This is a genomic window from Hymenobacter ginkgonis (assembly GCF_009755225.1).
GTDB lineage: Bacteria > Bacteroidota > Bacteroidia > Cytophagales > Hymenobacteraceae > Hymenobacter > Hymenobacter ginkgonis.
On sequence record NZ_WQKZ01000005.1, the window covers coordinates 248,393 to 265,013 of the forward strand.

The following is a 16,621-nucleotide window of genomic DNA, read 5'->3' on the forward strand; positions in this document are numbered from 1 at the left end:
TATACATAATATTTTTTATATTTCGGGGTCGTGCTCGCCATTGCCAATCTGCTGCATTAGCCGTGACTAGCTGGCTAGCACAGCCGGCCGCGAAGGCAGTGCGGAAGGGGTAGAAGCCCGACCCGCTTCACTGTACCAAGGCGCGTAGCCGTTGATGTAAGTGGCGTGGCTTACATCAATTCCGTCATCTGGCAAATCAGGCCGCAGGGGTATGTTTTCACAGCTGCTGGGGTGCTCAAGGGCTGGAGTAGCTTGGGCAGCAGCTGTGTCGAAGCACGGTTTAAATTTGCTTTCGGCGTAGCAGTGGGCAACCTTAGCTGGCTGTGCATGGCAGATAAAAGCAATCGCACTATCCGCATGGTTAAGTAAAAGCTGGGTTACTACCCCAATTACCGCAACCTTGAGGCTTTTCTGGGGTCAAACTTTTGGGCTTACCTAATCGGTTATCTTTGTTAGATTCCACTTTCGTGCGGCCCTCCTTTTTGCGGCTGCCTCATCATATAGTCTCTCAGCCTCATGGCTTGTTCTTCTTGTTCATCCGGCGGCGGCTGCTCGACCTCTAAGGTCGGCGGCTGCGGCTCTAAAGGTGGCTGCTCCTCGGGCGGGTGCACCCGCCTCAACGTTTTCGACTGGCTCGCCGACGTCGATATGCCTTCCGATTTCCGCGGTTTCGACTGCGTAGAAGTCCGTTTTAAAGGTGGGCGCAAAGATTTCTTTCGCAACGACAAACGCCTACCCCTCGTCACGGGCGATGCCGTGGTGGTCGAAGCTGTAGGCTCGGGCTGGCATTTGGGCCACGTCTCGCTCAAGGGTGAGTTGGTGCGCCTGCAAATGCGTAAAAAGAAGGTTCCTACCGACTCGCGCGACATCAAGCCCATTCTGCGCGTGGCCACTCCCGACGACGAGGAGCGCTGGCAAGCCGTGCGCGACCTCGAAAATGGCACTATGTTTCGGGCCCGCGCCGTGGTAGAGGAACTGCGCCTGCGCATGAAGCTCTCCGATGTGGAGTACCAGGCCGACCGCACCCGCGCACTGTTCTACTACTCGGCCGAAGACCGGGTCGATTTCCGGGAGCTGATTCGACGGCTAGCCGACGAGTTTCGGGTGCGCGTCGAGATGCGCCAGATATCGCTGCGCCAAGAAGCTGGCCGTATCGGCGGCATCGGCGTGTGCGGCCGCGAGCTGTGCTGCTCTACCTGGCTCACCGACTTTAAAGCTGTGAGTACCACTGCTGCGCGTTACCAAAACCTCAGCCTCAACCCGCAAAAGCTGGCCGGCCAGTGTGGCCGCCTCAAGTGCTGCCTCAACTACGAGCTCGACGCTTACCTCGATGCCCTCAAGGATATTCCGCAGGTGCAGCGCCCCTTGCTGGTAGGCAACGGCGAAGCGTTTTTGCAAAAAACCGACATCTTCCGCAAGCGCATGTGGTTTGCCTTTCGGGGCGATAACAACTGGGTGATGCTGAGCACTGAACGCGTGCGCGAAGTGCTAGAGCTCAATAAAAAAGGCGAAAAGCCCGACAGCCTGCTGGCTCCGCGCCTGCAAGAGGAAATTGCTCCCGCTGTTTCGACCCTGATGGAGGGAGACCTCGACCGCCTCGATGACCAAATAAAAGGGGGTAGCAAACGGGGTAAGCGCAAGCGCAAAGAGCGCGGCGACCGCCCCGCTGGACTCAGCCCCGAAGCAGCTGCTATTACCACCCCCGAAACCCGCGAGCCGCGAGAGCCCCGCGAACCTCGCCGCCGCGAGCGCACCGAGCGCCCAGAAGCCACTCGGCCGCCCCGTCCTGAAAGCCAGCCTACCCCCCCGCCGCGGGTGGAGGCTTCGGCTGGCCCAGCTGCCGCGCCCGATGAAAACACGGCGGAGCAGCGGGGCCGCCGCGGGGCCGCCGCCCGGCCCCTCAACCGGCGTGGTGGCCGTGGCCGCAACCCAGCAGGCGATGCCAACGCCACGCCGAGCCCCGCGCAAGAGCCGCGGCCCCGCCGCCCCGAGCCGCCCACTGGCCAAGCGCCGCCGCGCCCACCCCGCGAAGGCGGCGAGCAGCCCCGCCCCGAAGGCAGCCGTAGCCGCGGCCGGCGCGGCGGTTCGGGCCGCCACGGCGGGGGGAATAGCACCGGCCCCGCCACGCCCACGCCCCCAAGCGGTAATTAGTAGTATATGCCTGATAAAATGAGTTTTAGGACGTATTCGTGGCGTGTAATGGCGCCGCTGGCGGGAGCTTTGCTGCTGAGTGCTTGTGACCCCGGCCGCGTGTATGAAGAGAATGTAGACTTAAAATCGCCGGCTGGCGACCCCTACGTATGGGATGTGCAGCAGCGCCCCTCTTTCACCTTCACTATTGCCGACACAGCGGCGCGCTACAATATTTATTTTAACGTGCGCAACGCGTCGGGCTACGGGTTTTATAATCTCTACCTCAAGCATACGCTTACCGGCCCCGGCAACCGGCCGGTAGGCCAGCCGCTGCTGCACCAAATGGTGCTGATGAATCCTAAAACCGGCGAGCCTCTTGGGGCCGGTGCGGGCGACATCTTCGACCACCAGTTTCTGGCCCTGCCACACCAGCGCTTCGCGCAGGCCGGGGAGTACCAGCTAACTCTGGAGCAGTACATGCGCCAAAATCAGCTACCGGGCATCATGGCGGTTGGCGTGCGCGTGGCGAAGGATACAAAATAGCGGTTAATTCATTAATGGTTAAGGGGTAATGCAGTCCTATTTGTTAGGCGACATTACCCCTTAACCATTAATGAACGAACCGCTATTTCAAGTCGCGCCACACCACGTTTAGCCCTTCAGCCCAGATAGGATGGGCAATGACCATATTTTGGAGCTGCTGGTAACGCAGCCGGCCCGCCATGGCTACTTGCAGAATAGTCATGATGTCGCCGGCCTCGGGGCCTAGCAAGGCCGCGCCCAAAATACGGTCATCGGCGCCTACCAGCACTTTCCAAAAGCCAGTGTGCTGGCCGGTGTGCTGGGCGCGGCTGAGAATGTGCAGCGGAATCTTGGCTACTCGGTAAGCGACGCCGGCATCCTTGGCTTGCGTCTCGCTGAGGCCAATGCGGCCGAGCTGCGGGTCGGTAAACACACAGTAGGGGAGGGGGCGCTGCTTGGCCGAGCGGCGCGGGCCTTGGTGCAGCAGGTTGTCGCGCACCACCCGAAAGTCGTCGTAGCTGAGGTGCGTAAACTGCGGCCCGCCGTGCACGTCGCCCAGCGCATACACGCCACGTACGTTGGTTTGGAGCCGGCTATCGACCTGGATATATCCTTTTTCGTCAGTTTTGATGCCAGTTACGGCCAAGTTTAGCTGGTCGGAGTTGGGCTGGCGGCCGGTGGCTACCAGCAGGTGCGTGCCGTGCAAACGGCGCTCGCCGTGCTTGGTGTCGAGGGTAATAGTGAGCTGGCCCGCTGCGCTGCGCGATACGTGGCGCGCTTTGGCATCCAAAAAAAACTCGATTCCATCGGCTTCGAGCGATGTTTGCAGGCACTCGCACACGTCATCATCCTCGCGCTCCAGCACTTGGCTGCCCGTGTCGATGATGGTCACGCGGCTGCCGAAGCGCCGAAACATTTGCCCAAATTCTAGCCCGATGTAGCCCCCACCCAGAATAAGCAGGTGCTCGGGTACTTCCTGCACATCAAGCAACTCAGTGGTAGTGAGGTAATCAACATCGGCCAGGCCCGGCACATCGGGGATGGCCGCGCGCGTACCCGTATTGATGAACACCTGTTTGGCAGTAATCTCGCTGGTCTGGGTAGCCGTCTCTTGCACCCGCACCTTGCGCGGCGCCACAAAGGCTGCCTGGCCGTGCAGCACCGTGATATTATCGTGCTTCGGCGCGAGCGATTCGCGCAAGCCACGGCGCGATTTTTCGAGTAAAGCATCTTTGCGCGCTACTACGGCGGGCATATCTACCTGCGCCACGCCGCCCAGCCGGATGCCCAGCGCGTCGGCCGTACATACCTGGTGCATCCGTTCGGCCGAGGCCAGCATCGTTTTGGTGGGTACGCAGCCGTAATTGAGGCACGAACCACCTAAGTGGGCTTCTTCTACTAAAATAACGGTTTGGCCAGCTTCGGCCAGGGCTTTTGCTAAAGGATTGCCGGCTTGGCCGGAGCCGATAATAAGCGCGTCACAGGAATAATCAGACATAAAAAGTTAGGTGGGCTACGCAATAGGGGGTAGCAAGGACTGTACGTAAAATTCACCTGTGCGAACGGTTGGGCTTGCAACGCTTGGCCTTGCTGCGGGCTCTAGAGGTATACTGCTGCCTATACGTATTTAAAAGTATTGCCTCGCCGGGCGTAAGTTGCTTCCCTATGGCCTACCCCTCTACTTGCTCCTGGATTCGCTGTAGTTGTCTATTGATGGTAAGTTTGTTAGGCTTGCTGAGTGGCTGCGCGGTGTATGTGCCCATGCAGGCTGCCGCCCCCGAAATCCGGGGCAAGGGCGAGTTGGAAGTAGCAGGCAGTTGGTCGCTCACTAACCGCTTGGAGGTGGGCGCCACCTATTCGCCCCTCAACCACCTGCTGGTGCGGGCCTCCACTAGCACCAAGCTGGCTGGCCACATCAGCGACAGTTCTTCGTATGCCCAAAACAACCAGTACGAGCTGGCCGTGGGCACCTACTGGCCGCTGGGGCCGCACTGGGTGGTAGGGGGCCTAGTAGGCTTCGGCCAGGCGCATTCCCAGGCGCGCTACAAAAACGATGGCAGCAGCGTGCTGCTACTGGGCGAAGTCACAGACCACGTTTTTGATGCCATCTACGGCAAGTATTCGGGCGAGGCCTACGCTACCTGGCAGCCTACCCCCGCCGTGAGCCTGGGGCTAACGTACCGCCTAGTGCAGCTGCGCCTCACCGACGTTACCGACCTAGGCGTGCCGGTGCACAGCGCGCCTATCCTGCGCTACGAACCCATGCTGTACTTCCGCCTGCGCCCTCAGGCGGGCAATGGGCTGGTGCAGTTTCAGGCGGCGGTGGGTGTATCAAGCACTTTTGGCTACGACGACCGCCTGGCCAGCGACCGCGCCGACCCTACTCGGCAGTTCAAGGTCGGTCGCGGCTACACGTCGGTGGGTGTGGCCATCTACCCGCACTTGCTGTGGCGCAAAAAGTAGGGGGTAAGCAAAAGTCCTGGCTTATACCGTATAAAAGGCCTTTTTAGCGCATTATAAAGACTCTTCTGCCACTTATAGTCAAAATTGTAAAGTCAGTAAATTACGAAAAATGAGTTGAGAAGCTGCTAGATAAAAAAGTACTTCGCCCTGGTGAATTACGCAACTCTACAACGGTCTTCCCAACGCATATGAAGTCGCCCTACCCCTGTGCGCGGCTGTTAGCCGCTGCCGCTATCTGCTTGCCTAGCTGCACGGTGTATGCTCCGATGCAGCCAGTTATGCCCTTGGTGCGGCAGCGTGGGCAGTTCGATGCTGGGGCCAGCCTGCAGAGTAGTGGCCGGCTGGAGGCTACAGCCGCTTACTCACCCGTATCGCACTGTGTGGTAGCTGGGGCGGGCACGGTGGCCGTGCGTACTGGCCAGCAGAATTACCTCATTACCCGGCAGGCAGAAATTAGTTTGGGCGGCTATTGGGACCTAAGCCCCAAATGGCTACTGAGTACGCTGGGGGGTGGTGGCTACGCCTACGCTGACCGCCAATATACATTTTGGGGTACGGAGCGCCGCACGGGCACTTACGCCAAATTGTTTGGGCAGGTAGGCCTCGCTCACCTCGGCGAATGGAGTAGCTTCAGTGTTACTTATCGGCTAGCCCAAGTAGATTACCGAGAGCTGCGAACTGAAATTGGCCCGCTCCCTCCCTTTCAGGCCCCGCGCCATGAAGTGCTGCTGGCCTCCCGCCGGGCTCTGGGCTCTACTGCTGATTGGCATTTGCAATCGGCCATTGGTATGTCATTCAGCTCATTGCAGCCGGCGAGTAGTGCCGGCAGCCAAGCCGAAAGCGACCGATGGTATGCGGCGGGCATCCCAGTTCCAATGGCTAGCCTAGGGATAGTCTGGCAGCCAAGCCACTAGTAAACCAGCGCAGCGCACAGGCGATGAAATCATGCTTTTTCAGTCGCTTCGTAAGCTTAAATTAAGCCGGCGTGCCTGCTGCCCAGTGCGCGCAGCCTGATTTCACCAATTCCGGCGGGCGAATATGAGACGACTCAAAAAAAGTTTTTCTCCGAACTTATGAAGTCATTTTACGTCGCAGTTCGGTTGCTGCTGCCTCTTTCTGCCTTGCTAACCAGTTGCGCGGTTTACGTGCCAACGGTGCCTTGCACTCCACTACTGCGCAGCAAAAGCGAGGTAGAGATTACGGCCGCGTTGCGCCTCAGTAGCCTCGAAGCAGACGTAGCATGGTCGCCCGCCCCCCACGTGCTACTAGCAGGCGAAATGGCTTTGCAAAGGACTGGGGGCCAAGATAGTAGAAACGGCCCCACGGGCCCGGTCGTGACCGCGGATTACTCCGGCCACCACTTTCAGGGTGGGGTAGGCCTTGGCACTTACTGGCTGCTGGGCGAGCGTCAACAATTTTACTTGGGCGCGCTCAGTGGGGTAGGGGTGGCGAAAGCCGATTTATATGACCAAACCGGCGAATTTTTTGCGATAATATTACCCATATTTGGCCCTGCGGTGCCGGTCCATTACCAGGCCAACTACTGGCGCTATTACGGGCAGCTCTACGCGGCGCAGCAGGCTAGCCCCAAGGTCACCTACGGTTTCTCTTTCCGGACTACTGTTGTTAACTACCGTGAGGTACTGCGTGATGGCCAGCCGGTTAGCTACTCGCCCGCGCAAGTGTTCTATGAGCCGCACGCCTTTTTGCGCTATGGCCAAGGAGTGGTGCAGGGCGTAACTACTTTCGGATACTCCTTTCCCGGCACTCCTAGTCTGGAGGCGGAACAGCTACTAACCCCCACTACTTGGCTAATAAGCCTGGGCATCGTGTTTCGACCAACGAGCTTGCGGCACAAAAATTAAGGGGCTTCCATAAAAAAAGCCCCGGCGCAAACCGGAGCTTTTTTATGCAATAAGCTAAAATTTACTTGCTGCCCAGTACGCGCAGCATGGTATCGCCAATCTCGGCGGGCGAATCCACTACGTGGATGCCGCACTCGCGCATGATGGCCATTTTAGCGGCGGCCGTGTCGTCGGCGCCGCCTACGATGGCCCCAGCGTGGCCCATGCGGCGGCCGGGAGGCGCCGTTTGGCCAGCAATAAAGCCTACTACCGGCTTCTTATTGCCACTTTCCTTAATCCAGCGAGCGGCTTCGGCTTCCATGCCGCCGCCGATTTCGCCAATCATCACGATGCCTTCGGTTTCGGGGTCATTCATCAGCAATTCTACCGCCTGCTTGGTAGTCGTGCCAATGATGGGGTCGCCGCCGATGCCAATGGCCGTGGTTTGGCCCAGGCCAGCTTTGGTAAGTTGGTCCACGGCTTCGTAGGTCAGCGTGCCCGACTTCGACACAATCCCGACCCGGCCTTTCTGGAAGATGAAGCCGGGCATAATGCCCACTTTGCACTCGCCGGCGGTGATAACCCCGGGGCAGTTTGGCCCAATCATCGTAATGCCGGGGCGGTCCTTGAGGTAGTGCTTCACGGCAATCATATCCTTGGTAGGAATGCCTTCCGTGATGGTTACGATAACCTTAATGCCCGCCTGCGCGGCTTCCAAAATCGCGTCGGCAGCAAAAGCCGGGGGTACGAAAATGATGCTGGTATCGGCCTGGGTAGCAGCCACGGCATCAGCCACGGTGTTGAATACGGGCCGGCCGAGGTGCTCGGTGCCACCCTTGCCGGGCGTCACGCCGCCCACTACCTGGGTGCCGTAATCCATCATTTGCTGCGCGTGGAACGAGCCTTCGGAGCCGGTGAAGCCCTGCACGATGACCTTGGAATCTTTATTGACGAGAACGCTCATGGGCGGCTAACTTGTTGGGGAGAATTGAATGGGGCAAAAGTAGGGCCGGGGCGGGTATTACGCGCGCACCGGCGCCCGCCCCGTTGGTTTCCTACCTTTGTAGCTACAGAGGCAGTTCATCTTTGCCTACCCACCCACATGTATTTCAACCATATTATTGAAACGCTCGGCAATACGCCGCTCGTTAAGCTCAACAAAGTTACCGAAGGCATCAAAGGCACTATACTAGCTAAGGTAGAATATTTTAACCCCGGAAATTCGGTGAAGGACCGCATGGCCCTGCGCATGATTGAGGACGCCGAGGCAGCCGGCTTGCTCAAGCCCGGCGGCACCATTATCGAGGGTACCAGCGGCAATACCGGCATGGGCCTCGCGCTCACCGCCATTGCCAAAGGCTACAAAACGGTGTTCGTGATGAGCGACAAGCAGAGCAAGGAAAAGCAGGATATTCTGCGCGCCGTGGGCGCCGAAGTGGTAGTATGCCCCGTGGATGTAGCACCCGACGACCCCCGTAGCTACTACTCGGTGGCGCGCCGCCTCAACCAGGAAACGCAGAATTCCTTCTACCCCAACCAGTACGACAATACCTCGAACACGGCCGCGCACTACGAAACCACCGGCCCCGAAATTTGGGCGGGCACCGAGGGTAAAATCACGCACCTAGCGGCCGGTGTGGGCACGGGCGGCACCATTTGCGGCAGTAGCAAATACCTGAAGGAGCAGAACTCGGCGGTATTTACGCTGGGCCTCGACACCTACGGCTCGGTATTTAAGAAATATAAGGAGACGGGTATTTTTGACGAAAACGAAATTTATCCTTATAAAACGGAGGGTATCGGCGAGGATATTTTGCCTAAGAATGTAAACTTCGACGTCATCGACCAGTTCATCAAAGTCACGGACAAAGACGCCGCTCTCATGACGCGCCGCCTGGCCAAGGAAGAAGGCCTATTTGTGGGCTGGAGCTGCGGCTCGGCCGTATTTGGGGCCCTTGAGTATGCCCGCGAGCACTTGACGGAAGAGGATACAATGGTCATTATCCTGCCCGACCACGGCACCCGCTACCTGGGCAAAATTTACAACGACGAGTGGATGCAGGCCCAGGGCTGGTTGTAGCCACCTGCTAAAAATACTAGCGCTTTCTCTTGGCTTTGCAGGCGCTCGAAAGTAACTTCGTTAGGCTAAACAAAACTGCTATGGTAGACGCGCTTTCTCATATTGTGCTAGTAGATGATAACGAAACGACTAGTTTTCTCAATAATCGCCTGCTGAGCCGCTTGGCAGTAGCCCGCCAGGTTAGCAATTTCTCGAAGGCCGATGAGGCATTTGAGTCTGTATGGAAAGACGGCCAACCTGCAACGTCGGCCACCGATGCACCCGACCTGGTATTCGTGGATTTGAAAATGCCGGGAGTGAGCGGCTTCGATTTTATCGAGCGCTACAGCAAGCTACCCCCTGCCGTGCAAGAGCGCACGGTAGTGGCCGTACTTACTACCTCCATGCACTCGGCTGATACGGCCCGCGTGGCGCAGTACCCCAATGTGGAGTACCTGACAAAGCCCTTGACTGAAGAAAAAATGCAGCGCTTGCTGGCCAAGCGCTTCGCCGTAGCATAGCGGGCAGAAGCCCAGAAAAAAAAGCCGCCCGCAGCCACTCCGTCGAATACGGAGTGGCTGCGGGCGGCTTTTTTACTTTACAAACTCAAACTTATCTCCGTCGAACAAACCTTTGTCGCTGAGCTTGAGGCTGGGAATAACCAGCAACGCCATGAACGAAAGCGTCATAAAGGGCGCTTGCAGGCCCGAGCCTAGCTGGGTTTTGGCAAACTCATCGAGCGCCGAATAGGCCGCAGCTACCTCCAAGCCTGGGCGGTCCGACATGAGGCCGGCCACGGGGAGGGGTAGGGCCAGTTCGGCGCCATCGGCGGCCACGGCCGCCAGGCCGCCCTGCGCAGCCACTACCAGGTTAATGGCGCGGGCCAGGCTGGCGTCGTCGCTACCCACCGCCGTGATGTTGTGCGAGTCGTGGCCCACGCTGCTGGCCAGCGCCCCGCCGCGCAGCCCGAAGCCCTTAATGAACGCCACGGCGGGCGGGGCCGCCGGCGCATAGCGGTTGAGCACCACCAGCTTCAGCACATCTTGCTCGGGGTCGGGTTGGGGCTGGCCATTTAGGAGGGGTAGGGCCAACTCGCGGCGGGCTGTAATGAGCTGCCCATCAAAGCACTCGATAACCGGCACCAGCGGACGACTAGCCACGGGCGCAGCCAGCGCCGCTTCTGGCACCGGCTGGGCGTGAAAATTATTAGCCACGGCCACCGGCGAGGGGGGTAGGAGGCAGTGGCCATTTTCGGCCACCAGCACGCCGTCGAGGTAAGTTTGCCGCACGGGGAAATCGGTGAGGTTATCCACCACAATAAAGTCGGCCGGGTCGCCCACCCGCAGCTGGCCCACGGGCAGCCGGTAGTGCTCGACGGGGTTGAGGCAGGCCATTTGTAGCACGTCGAACACATTGTAGCCCAGCGCGACTGCCCGCTGCACCAGCTGGTTGATGTGGCCTAGCAACAATGTGTCGGGGTGCTTATCGTCGGAGCAAAACATGAGGTTGGCGTAGTGCTGGGGCAGCAGTTCGATGAGGGCATCGAAGTTGCGGGCCGCCGAGCCTTCGCGAATGAGGATTTTCATGCCTGCCGCCAGCTTGTCGCGCGCTTCGGCCGCCGTAAAGCACTCGTGGTCGGTACTGATGCCAGCGCTGGCGTAGCGCTCGGCATCGGTACCGTGCAGGCCGGGCGCGTGGCCATCTACGGGGCGGCCGTAGCGGTGAGCGATGTCTATTTTTTCGACCACACTGGGGTCGCGGCCCAGCACGCCGGGCCAGTTCATCATTTCGGCCAGGTAGCCAATTTGGGGGTTTTGAAACAACTGCTCGATGTCGGCTGCAGTTATTTCAGCCCCGGCCGTTTCGAAGGGGGTAGCAGGCACGCAGCTCGGTGCCCCAAAGCAAAATTTGAACGGCACGGCCGCTGCATTGTCCAGCATGTACTGCACGCCGGCCACGCCCAACACGTTGCCGATTTCGTGGGGGTCCGACACCGTGGCCACCGTGCCATGGGGTAGGGCCAGCCGCGCAAACTCGCTGGGCACTAGCAAAGAACTCTCGACATGCACGTGCGCATCCACAAAGCCCGGCAGCGCGTAGGGCAAGGCTGCATCGGGGCTGCTGGCGCCGGCGTGAGGCTCAATAGCTGCCACGCGCCCACTTGCCACGCGCAGCGTAGCCGGGCAAATAGTGCGCGCCGGAATATCGACTAGATTAACAAAAAGCGAAAAATCAGCAGCCATGGGAAGGGGAATAAACTATCTGCCCGGCCAGCCGCGTTGGGCAACGTAGCCGGGAAAAGGTACTTTTAATAAAAATTTACGCCGTGAAGCTATTCATCAACTCTCGTTTGCCGGCCTGGCTGCTGCTACTGGCCGTGCTGAGCACGGCCAGCGGCTGCGCCGGCCACGGCTCGCTCCAACAAAAAACCCGCTGGTACAAGCACCATAGTGGCGGTAAAACGGTGCCCTGCCCTTGCGGACATTAAGCTGCGCAATTACTTTTAGGGGCTCTGGAGAGCCTACTAATCAAGTATATGCGAAAAATCTACAAACTTGTTGCTTTTCTACTATTAGCTGGGCGCGTGGCCGCCCAGGCGCCCGCTCCGCCGAGCCAGCCCACGGCTTTTCGAAGCGGTAGCTATCAATTAGTTGCCGGCGATTGGAAGCGCGCTAAGCTTCTCTACGACGAGCATACGCTATCGGTAAGCGATGCCGAGCACAAGCCCAAGTACGCGCTCGTGTACCCCGCCGACAGCGTGCGGGCCTTTGCCATTGGGCGCGACACTTTTGAGGTAGTGCACGGCGTGGATATTCCCAAACCCGTGCAGCACTTGCGCAGCACGTTTGCCCGGCACTTGTACCGCAGTGCGGGGTTTCAGGTAGCCGAATACGTGGCTTTCCCTACCCCCCCCGAAACCCCGGTGATATACACCCTCCTCACCAGCCCGGGCAAGCTGGTGGTGCTGCCCCCCAATGCCCGGCAGTTTCGAATGGCGCTGGCATCTGTGGTACGCGACTACGCTGCCTTGGCCACTCAACTGGAGTTAGACCAGCAAATTCTGCCCGAACATCTGCCGCAGCTCTTAGCCGCCTACGGCCAGTGGAAGGCCAACGGCACTAAAAAATAATTTATTTGCTAATACTCTGTACATAAGTATTTTATGCGTAAGTATACGCTGTTGCTGGGGGTGGTTGCTTGCTTGTTGATGAGTCGGGTAGGGCGGGCGCAAGGGTTTCCGAGCTATTCGCCGCCGCCGATGAACATCAGCCAGATGAACATGAACCATATGTACTATGGTAATAACCGCAACCCCAACTACCGCAAGGGCGAAGGCAGCTACCAACTGCCCGACGGAAGCTGGCATAAGTCGCAGAAGCTCGTGTTCGATGGCCAAAAGCTAGTGGTGAAAGATGCCGACGCCGACAAGTTGAAGCTAGATTTTGAGGCCTGGCGCCAGCTAGAGGTGCAACGCGATACCTTTTTGGTGATGAGCAACCTACCCGGAAGAGCGCAAGCCGCCGATAAGCCCGAGCTGGTGCATTCGCTGCTCAACCAGCACGGCGTGCGCGTGCTGGAGCTGTGCGCCGACTATGGCAAGGCGCGCTACTTTGTGAGCCGCCCCCAGGTGCCCCTGCAACTGCTGCCCAGTGGCAAAGCCGACTTTAAGACGGCTATGCTAGCCATTGTGCGCGATAGCCCTATCTTAGCACAAGAAGTAAGCAGCGGCAAACTGGGCCGTAATGATGTGGTGCAGATAATGCAGGAATACGTCGATTTCCTGAAGCGGCCCGGTGCGGCGCGCAACTAGCCGGCCGCTACTGCCCGCTTAAGCAGGCGCTACGGCCCATATTCAGTACTTAACTATAATAGTCTATGCCCGAGAACTCGCCCGAAACCGCCGCCCTGCAAGAAGCTGCCGAGCAAGTACGCCAGCAGCTGAGCCTACCCGCCTACAACGCCGCCGCCGTGGAGGAACTGGCCCGCTTCATCGAAGCCCAGCGCGCCTCCCTACCCCCCGCCGAGCGCGAAGGCTTCGTCACGGCGCTGGGCTGCTTCTTGGGCGAGTGCCTGGTGCGGGCTTACCGCGCCGAGTGGGCCGCCGGGCGCGATGGCAGCACGGGCATCGGGTTGGCAGGTCGACTTTTTTTTAATCCTTTTTATCTGGTTAATCAGCAGTTAAATAAAGGCCTGGAGGCCTCGGTAGCCGGCTTTTTTGGTTCGGTGCCGGGGCGGTTGGTGGCCGCCGGCAGCGGCCGGAAGCAATGGATTTCGTAATCTTGCGGGGCCAATGGCCGTTTCCGCGCGTTTATGAAAAACCTCGTCATCGCCATTGATGGCTACTCCTCGTGTGGCAAAAGCACTACTGCTAAGGCAGTTGCCGCCACTCTCCACTACGCCTACCTCGATACCGGGGCCATGTACCGGGGCGTCACGCTTTTCCTGCTGGAAAACAACATCGCCTTCGATGATATGGAGCGCGTAGAGCGTGCCCTGCGCGAGGATATCCACATTAGTTTCAAGCGCAACCGCCGCACGGGCCGCAACGAGCTTTGCCTGAACGATAAGATTCGGGAAGACGATATTCGCCAGATGCGGATTTCTAATTCCGTGAGCGAAGTGTCGGTGATAGCGCAGGTGCGCCACGCCATGGTGGCCCAGCAGCAGCGCTTGGGCCGCAAGCGGGGGGTAGTGATGGATGGCCGCGACATCGGCACCACCGTTTTTCCCGATGCGGAGGTGAAAATTTTTATGACGGCCGACGTGGTTATCCGCGCCCAGCGCCGCCAAGAAGAACTAGCCGCCAAGGGCGAGCACGTATCACTGGAGGAAATTATCGAAAATCTGCGCAAGCGCGACCACATCGACTCGACCCGCGCCGAAAGCCCCCTGCGCCGCGCCGCCGACGCCGTGCTGCTCGACACCACGCATATCACCATTACCGAACAAGTTGATTTTGTGCTCGATAAGGTGTCGTCGGCGCTGTTTGCGGCCTATGCCCACAAAGTTAACCAAGCCTAGCTAGGGCTGCGCCGGCAGCCGGGCAATGTCGGCAGCCAGGCGTACGCTTAGCTGCCGAGCCGCCAAGCGGGTGATATGATTGCCGTCGTTGGTGGGGTAGGGAAGGTGTAAGTAGTTGAGGTAGGGCACGCCTGTTTGGCGCATGAGTCGGTCAAACCCAGGTTGGTACTGCTGCTCTAGTAAGGCCATTGCCGAACCGGTAGGCAGTCGCACCAGGACTACCTGGCCATGCTGCTTTAAAAAATTGATAGTTTGCTGCAAAAAAAACAGCCGGGCTTGGGCCAGTTGGCTACTGGCGGCCAACTGGCGATAGGTAACCAATTTTTCGGCCGTGCGGCGGCGCAGCAGGGCGGTATCGGCGGTAGGAGGGGGTAGGGCTATTTCGAGCCAGCCATCGGGGTGTAGGCGCTCGATAACGTGGGCGGTATCGGCGTTGAGCAGCAACTGGTAGAAAGGCTTGTGTAGATAATGCGCCAGGTAATCAAGGTTCGGGTTTTGGCTGACGCTAGCTAGCTGGCTGACCATCGACTTTTCTTCGGGAAATACATTGCGGCCACATAACTTATTAATTATCTGTGCCTTATAATCATGCTCAGACTTATCGTGCTGCACGTTATTAGGCAGCGACAGCGACCACGGGTCAACGGCCAGCACAAATAAGCCGTGGCGCGTGCCCGGCGCCAGCTTGCGCCGAATGCTGCTGAGGTAGCCCGGCCCGTAGGGCGACTCGGCCAGCGTGAAGGCGTAGTTGAGCCACGGCCCGGCGTAGCGTCCACTTAGCCGCGCCGCCAGCACGCTTGGCTCAATGCCCTGCGCTGCCCGCGAGGTGCCTAGTACCAGCGAGCCCGCCGGTGGGGCCGTAAAGCGTGCATAAAACGCATCGACGTAGCCGCGACGCAAACCCAGCGCAATACCAAGGCCACCTAGCAGCCCCGCTGCCCCGAGCAATAGCCCCAGCCGTAGCAGAAGTTTGAGCATGGCTCGGTTAAAACTGAAAGTAAATAAATTGGCTGCTGCCAAAAATGCCAAAGTACAGCGTAGCCAGCAGCAAGCTGAGGTAGCCGGCCCAGCGCCCCGCCGCTGGCCAGCTGGCCAGCCACACTGCCACCGAGCCACGTTCGGCGCGGTAGTCGCTGGCGGCCAAGAGCGCCACCGCGCCGCCCGCCACTAGCAATTCAGCCACAAAGTGCCGGCCCAGCCCGGCCAGCGCCCCCGGTAGCTGCGCCGTAGGCAGCCGTCCCCAGCCCTGAAACACATGCGTACCGATATAAAAAGCATCGGAAAGACTATTGGCCCGGAAAAAAATCCAGGCGTAGGCTACTAGCGCCAGCGTGCAGGCCATGCCAAGTGCCCGTAGTAGCAGGGGCCGGGTAGCTAAGCCTAGTTGCTGGGCCAAAGTAGTGCGGCCGGGCGCGGTAAGGCTTTCGAGTACGAGGTAGGTGCCATGCAGCGCACCCCACACTATAAACGTCCAGCTAGCGCCGTGCCAGAGGCCACTCAGCAGAAAGACGAGGAATACGTTGAGCTGCGTGCGCGCCGCCCCGCGGCGGCTACCCCCCAGCGGAATGTATACGTAGTCGCGAAACCAGCCCGACAACGACATGTGCCAGCGCCGCCAAAAGTCGCCCACCGAAGTGGCTAGGTAAGGCTGTCGAAAATTGAGCACCAGCTGGTAGCCCAACACCCGCGCCGCCCCCCGCGCCAAGTCGGTATAGCCCGAAAAGTCGGCGTAAATCTGTCCTGTAAAAGCTAGGATGGCCAGCAGTAGCGGTAGCCCCTCGAAGCGGTGCGGGTGGTCGAAAACCGGGTTGGCGAGCAGCGCGAGGCGGTCGGCAATGACTACTTTCTTAAACATGCCCCAGGCCATGAGGCGTAGGCCGCTGGCCGCGCGGCCGTAGTCAAATTGGTGGCGCTCGCGCAGTTGCGGCAGCATTTGCCCGCCGCGCTCGATGGGCCCAGCTACTAGCTGCGGCCAAAATGCCACGAACAGCGCAAACCGGCCCAAGTGCTGCTCGGCTGCCAAGCGCCCCTTGTATACATCCACGATGTAGGCCACCGACTGAAACGTATAGAACGACACGCCCACCGGCAGCACCAGCGCCAGCGTGGGCACCCCCAGAGGCAAGTGGAGCGCCGTAGCTAGCTCGACGGCGGCTTCCCGAAAAAAATTAAAATATTTGAAAATGAATAAGGTACCTAAATTACTGGCCAAGCTTAAGTAAAGCCAGGGCCGGCGTTGGGCCTCGGTGGCCAGCCGGCTCATGCGCACCCCGCTGTAGTAGTCGAGTAGGGTAGTAGCAGCCAGTAGCAACCCATATAGCGGCTTCCAGCTCAAGTAGAAATAGTAGCTCGCTACGAGCAGCAGTGGCGCGCGCCAGCGCTGCGGCAAGCCGAAATACAGCCCCAGAACTACCGGAAAGAAAACTAGAAAGTGGAGCGAGTTGAACAGCATGAGCCGAGGATGGGCCCGCAAAGGTCGATACTGCTGGGCACGCTTTGGCGGGGTAGGGCAGGGGAAGCGCGCGAAGTTTAGCAGAAATCAGCTGGCGCGCATTTTGCTAACTAGTCTAAACCCTAC

16 protein-coding genes and 1 pseudogene are annotated in these 16,621 nt (G+C 59.2%); 12 read left to right on the forward strand and 5 right to left on the reverse strand.

Translation table 11 applies throughout. The features are described from left to right. Positions 1-516 precede the first annotated feature (516 nt). Together ricT and GO988_RS19740 are read left to right on the forward strand one after the other, a co-directional pair. The gene (ricT, locus tag GO988_RS19735; RefSeq protein WP_157568798.1) at positions 517-2,151 is read left to right on the forward strand and encodes a PSP1 domain-containing protein; all 1,635 of its coding nucleotides are present in this window, start codon (positions 517-519) and stop codon (positions 2,149-2,151) included. 6 nt (positions 2,152-2,157) lie between these two features. After that, complete coding sequence (locus GO988_RS19740; protein WP_232341606.1) at positions 2,158-2,676, forward strand: gliding motility lipoprotein GldH; 519 nt, start codon at positions 2,158-2,160, stop codon at positions 2,674-2,676. An 82-nt stretch (positions 2,677-2,758) separates the two neighbouring features. On the opposite strand, the gene GO988_RS19745 is transcribed toward GO988_RS19740, so the two are convergent. Further along, entirely contained in the window at positions 2,759-4,153 is a 1,395-nt protein-coding gene (locus GO988_RS19745) for a mercuric reductase (protein ID WP_157568800.1), read from the reverse strand. A 215-nt stretch (positions 4,154-4,368) separates the two neighbouring features. Here GO988_RS19745 and GO988_RS19750 point away from each other — a divergent pair, with 215 nt between their 5' ends. From GO988_RS19750 to GO988_RS19760, 3 genes are all read left to right on the forward strand, one after another. After that, complete coding sequence (locus GO988_RS19750) at positions 4,369-5,118, forward strand: hypothetical protein (protein ID WP_157568802.1); 750 nt, start codon at positions 4,369-4,371, stop codon at positions 5,116-5,118. Positions 5,119-5,306: 188 nt separating this feature from the next. After that, the gene (locus GO988_RS19755; RefSeq protein WP_157568804.1) at positions 5,307-6,032 is read left to right on the forward strand and encodes a hypothetical protein; all 726 of its coding nucleotides are present in this window, start codon (positions 5,307-5,309) and stop codon (positions 6,030-6,032) included. Positions 6,033-6,191: 159 nt separating this feature from the next. Then, on the forward strand, positions 6,192-6,983 hold the full coding sequence (locus GO988_RS19760) for a hypothetical protein (protein ID WP_157568806.1): 792 nt from the start codon (positions 6,192-6,194) through the stop codon (positions 6,981-6,983). Between the two features lie 61 nt (positions 6,984-7,044). On the opposite strand, the gene sucD is transcribed toward GO988_RS19760, so the two are convergent. After that, the gene (gene sucD, locus GO988_RS19765) at positions 7,045-7,926 is read right to left on the reverse strand and encodes a succinate--CoA ligase subunit alpha (RefSeq protein ID WP_157568808.1); all 882 of its coding nucleotides are present in this window, start codon (positions 7,924-7,926) and stop codon (positions 7,045-7,047) included. A gap of 138 nt (positions 7,927-8,064) precedes the next feature. On the opposite strand from sucD, the pseudogene GO988_RS19770 reads away from it, so the two are divergent. Both GO988_RS19770 and GO988_RS19775 read left to right on the forward strand, forming a co-directional pair. Beyond that, positions 8,065-9,039 (forward strand): annotated as a pseudogene (locus GO988_RS19770) (PLP-dependent cysteine synthase family protein); the annotation flags it as partial. Between the two features lie 83 nt (positions 9,040-9,122). After that, the gene (locus GO988_RS19775; RefSeq protein ID WP_157568812.1) at positions 9,123-9,542 is read left to right on the forward strand and encodes a response regulator; all 420 of its coding nucleotides are present in this window, start codon (positions 9,123-9,125) and stop codon (positions 9,540-9,542) included. 72 nt (positions 9,543-9,614) lie between these two features. On the opposite strand, the gene ade is transcribed toward GO988_RS19775, so the two are convergent. Next, positions 9,615-11,264: an adenine deaminase gene (gene ade, locus GO988_RS19780; RefSeq protein WP_157568814.1), complete on the reverse strand. Its 1,650-nt coding sequence runs from the start codon at positions 11,262-11,264 to the stop codon at positions 9,615-9,617. Positions 11,265-11,347: 83 nt separating this feature from the next. On the opposite strand from ade, the gene GO988_RS19785 reads away from it, so the two are divergent. The 5 genes from GO988_RS19785 (at position 11,348) to cmk (ending at position 14,043) form a co-directional block, all read left to right on the forward strand. Continuing rightward, positions 11,348-11,509 (forward strand): hypothetical protein, encoded by a 162-nt coding sequence (locus GO988_RS19785; RefSeq protein ID WP_157568816.1) that lies wholly within the window; start codon positions 11,348-11,350, stop codon positions 11,507-11,509. A gap of 48 nt (positions 11,510-11,557) precedes the next feature. Beyond that, positions 11,558-12,151, forward strand: a complete 594-nt coding sequence (locus GO988_RS19790; RefSeq protein WP_157568818.1) for a hypothetical protein — start codon at positions 11,558-11,560, stop codon at positions 12,149-12,151. Positions 12,152-12,184: 33 nt separating this feature from the next. Continuing rightward, a complete protein-coding gene (locus GO988_RS19795) occupies positions 12,185-12,832 on the forward strand; it encodes a hypothetical protein (RefSeq protein WP_157568820.1) in 648 nt (215 codons plus the stop codon). A gap of 65 nt (positions 12,833-12,897) precedes the next feature. Beyond that, positions 12,898-13,299, forward strand: coding sequence for a hypothetical protein (locus GO988_RS19800; protein WP_157568822.1), 402 nt, complete (start codon positions 12,898-12,900; stop codon positions 13,297-13,299). Between the two features lie 33 nt (positions 13,300-13,332). Continuing rightward, complete coding sequence (gene cmk, locus GO988_RS19805) at positions 13,333-14,043, forward strand: (d)CMP kinase (protein ID WP_157568823.1); 711 nt, start codon at positions 13,333-13,335, stop codon at positions 14,041-14,043. Here the strand turns inward: cmk and GO988_RS19810 are convergent, their stop codons facing one another. Together GO988_RS19810 and GO988_RS19815 are read right to left on the reverse strand one after the other, a co-directional pair. Beyond that, positions 14,044-15,021: a hypothetical protein gene (locus GO988_RS19810; protein WP_157568825.1), complete on the reverse strand. Its 978-nt coding sequence runs from the start codon at positions 15,019-15,021 to the stop codon at positions 14,044-14,046. It abuts the gene before it with no gap. A 7-nt stretch (positions 15,022-15,028) separates the two neighbouring features. Then, positions 15,029-16,495 (reverse strand): MBOAT family O-acyltransferase, encoded by a 1,467-nt coding sequence (locus GO988_RS19815; RefSeq protein WP_157568827.1) that lies wholly within the window; start codon positions 16,493-16,495, stop codon positions 15,029-15,031. Positions 16,496-16,621: the final 126 nt, after the last annotated feature.

Excerpts from the sequence above, each read along its gene's own strand:
- ricT (WP_157568798.1), top strand. The coding sequence starts at position 517 with ATGGCTTGTTCTTCTTGTTCATCCGGCGGCGGCTGCTCGACCTCTAAG.
- GO988_RS19740 (WP_232341606.1), top strand. The coding sequence starts at position 2,158 with ATGCCTGATAAAATGAGTTTTAGGACGTATTCGTGGCGTGTAATGGCG.
- GO988_RS19745 (WP_157568800.1), bottom strand. The coding sequence starts at position 4,153 with ATGTCTGATTATTCCTGTGACGCGCTTATTATCGGCTCCGGCCAAGCC.
- GO988_RS19750 (WP_157568802.1), top strand. The coding sequence starts at position 4,369 with ATGGTAAGTTTGTTAGGCTTGCTGAGTGGCTGCGCGGTGTATGTGCCC.
- GO988_RS19755 (WP_157568804.1), top strand. The coding sequence starts at position 5,307 with ATGAAGTCGCCCTACCCCTGTGCGCGGCTGTTAGCCGCTGCCGCTATC.
- GO988_RS19760 (WP_157568806.1), top strand. The coding sequence starts at position 6,192 with ATGAAGTCATTTTACGTCGCAGTTCGGTTGCTGCTGCCTCTTTCTGCC.
- sucD (WP_157568808.1), bottom strand. The coding sequence starts at position 7,926 with ATGAGCGTTCTCGTCAATAAAGATTCCAAGGTCATCGTGCAGGGCTTC.
- GO988_RS19775 (WP_157568812.1), top strand. The coding sequence starts at position 9,123 with ATGGTAGACGCGCTTTCTCATATTGTGCTAGTAGATGATAACGAAACG.
- ade (WP_157568814.1), bottom strand. The coding sequence starts at position 11,264 with ATGGCTGCTGATTTTTCGCTTTTTGTTAATCTAGTCGATATTCCGGCG.
- GO988_RS19790 (WP_157568818.1), top strand. The coding sequence starts at position 11,558 with ATGCGAAAAATCTACAAACTTGTTGCTTTTCTACTATTAGCTGGGCGC.
- GO988_RS19795 (WP_157568820.1), top strand. The coding sequence starts at position 12,185 with ATGCGTAAGTATACGCTGTTGCTGGGGGTGGTTGCTTGCTTGTTGATG.
- GO988_RS19800 (WP_157568822.1), top strand. The coding sequence starts at position 12,898 with ATGCCCGAGAACTCGCCCGAAACCGCCGCCCTGCAAGAAGCTGCCGAG.
- cmk (WP_157568823.1), top strand. The coding sequence starts at position 13,333 with ATGAAAAACCTCGTCATCGCCATTGATGGCTACTCCTCGTGTGGCAAA.
- GO988_RS19810 (WP_157568825.1), bottom strand. The coding sequence starts at position 15,021 with ATGCTCAAACTTCTGCTACGGCTGGGGCTATTGCTCGGGGCAGCGGGG.
- GO988_RS19815 (WP_157568827.1), bottom strand. The coding sequence starts at position 16,495 with ATGCTGTTCAACTCGCTCCACTTTCTAGTTTTCTTTCCGGTAGTTCTG.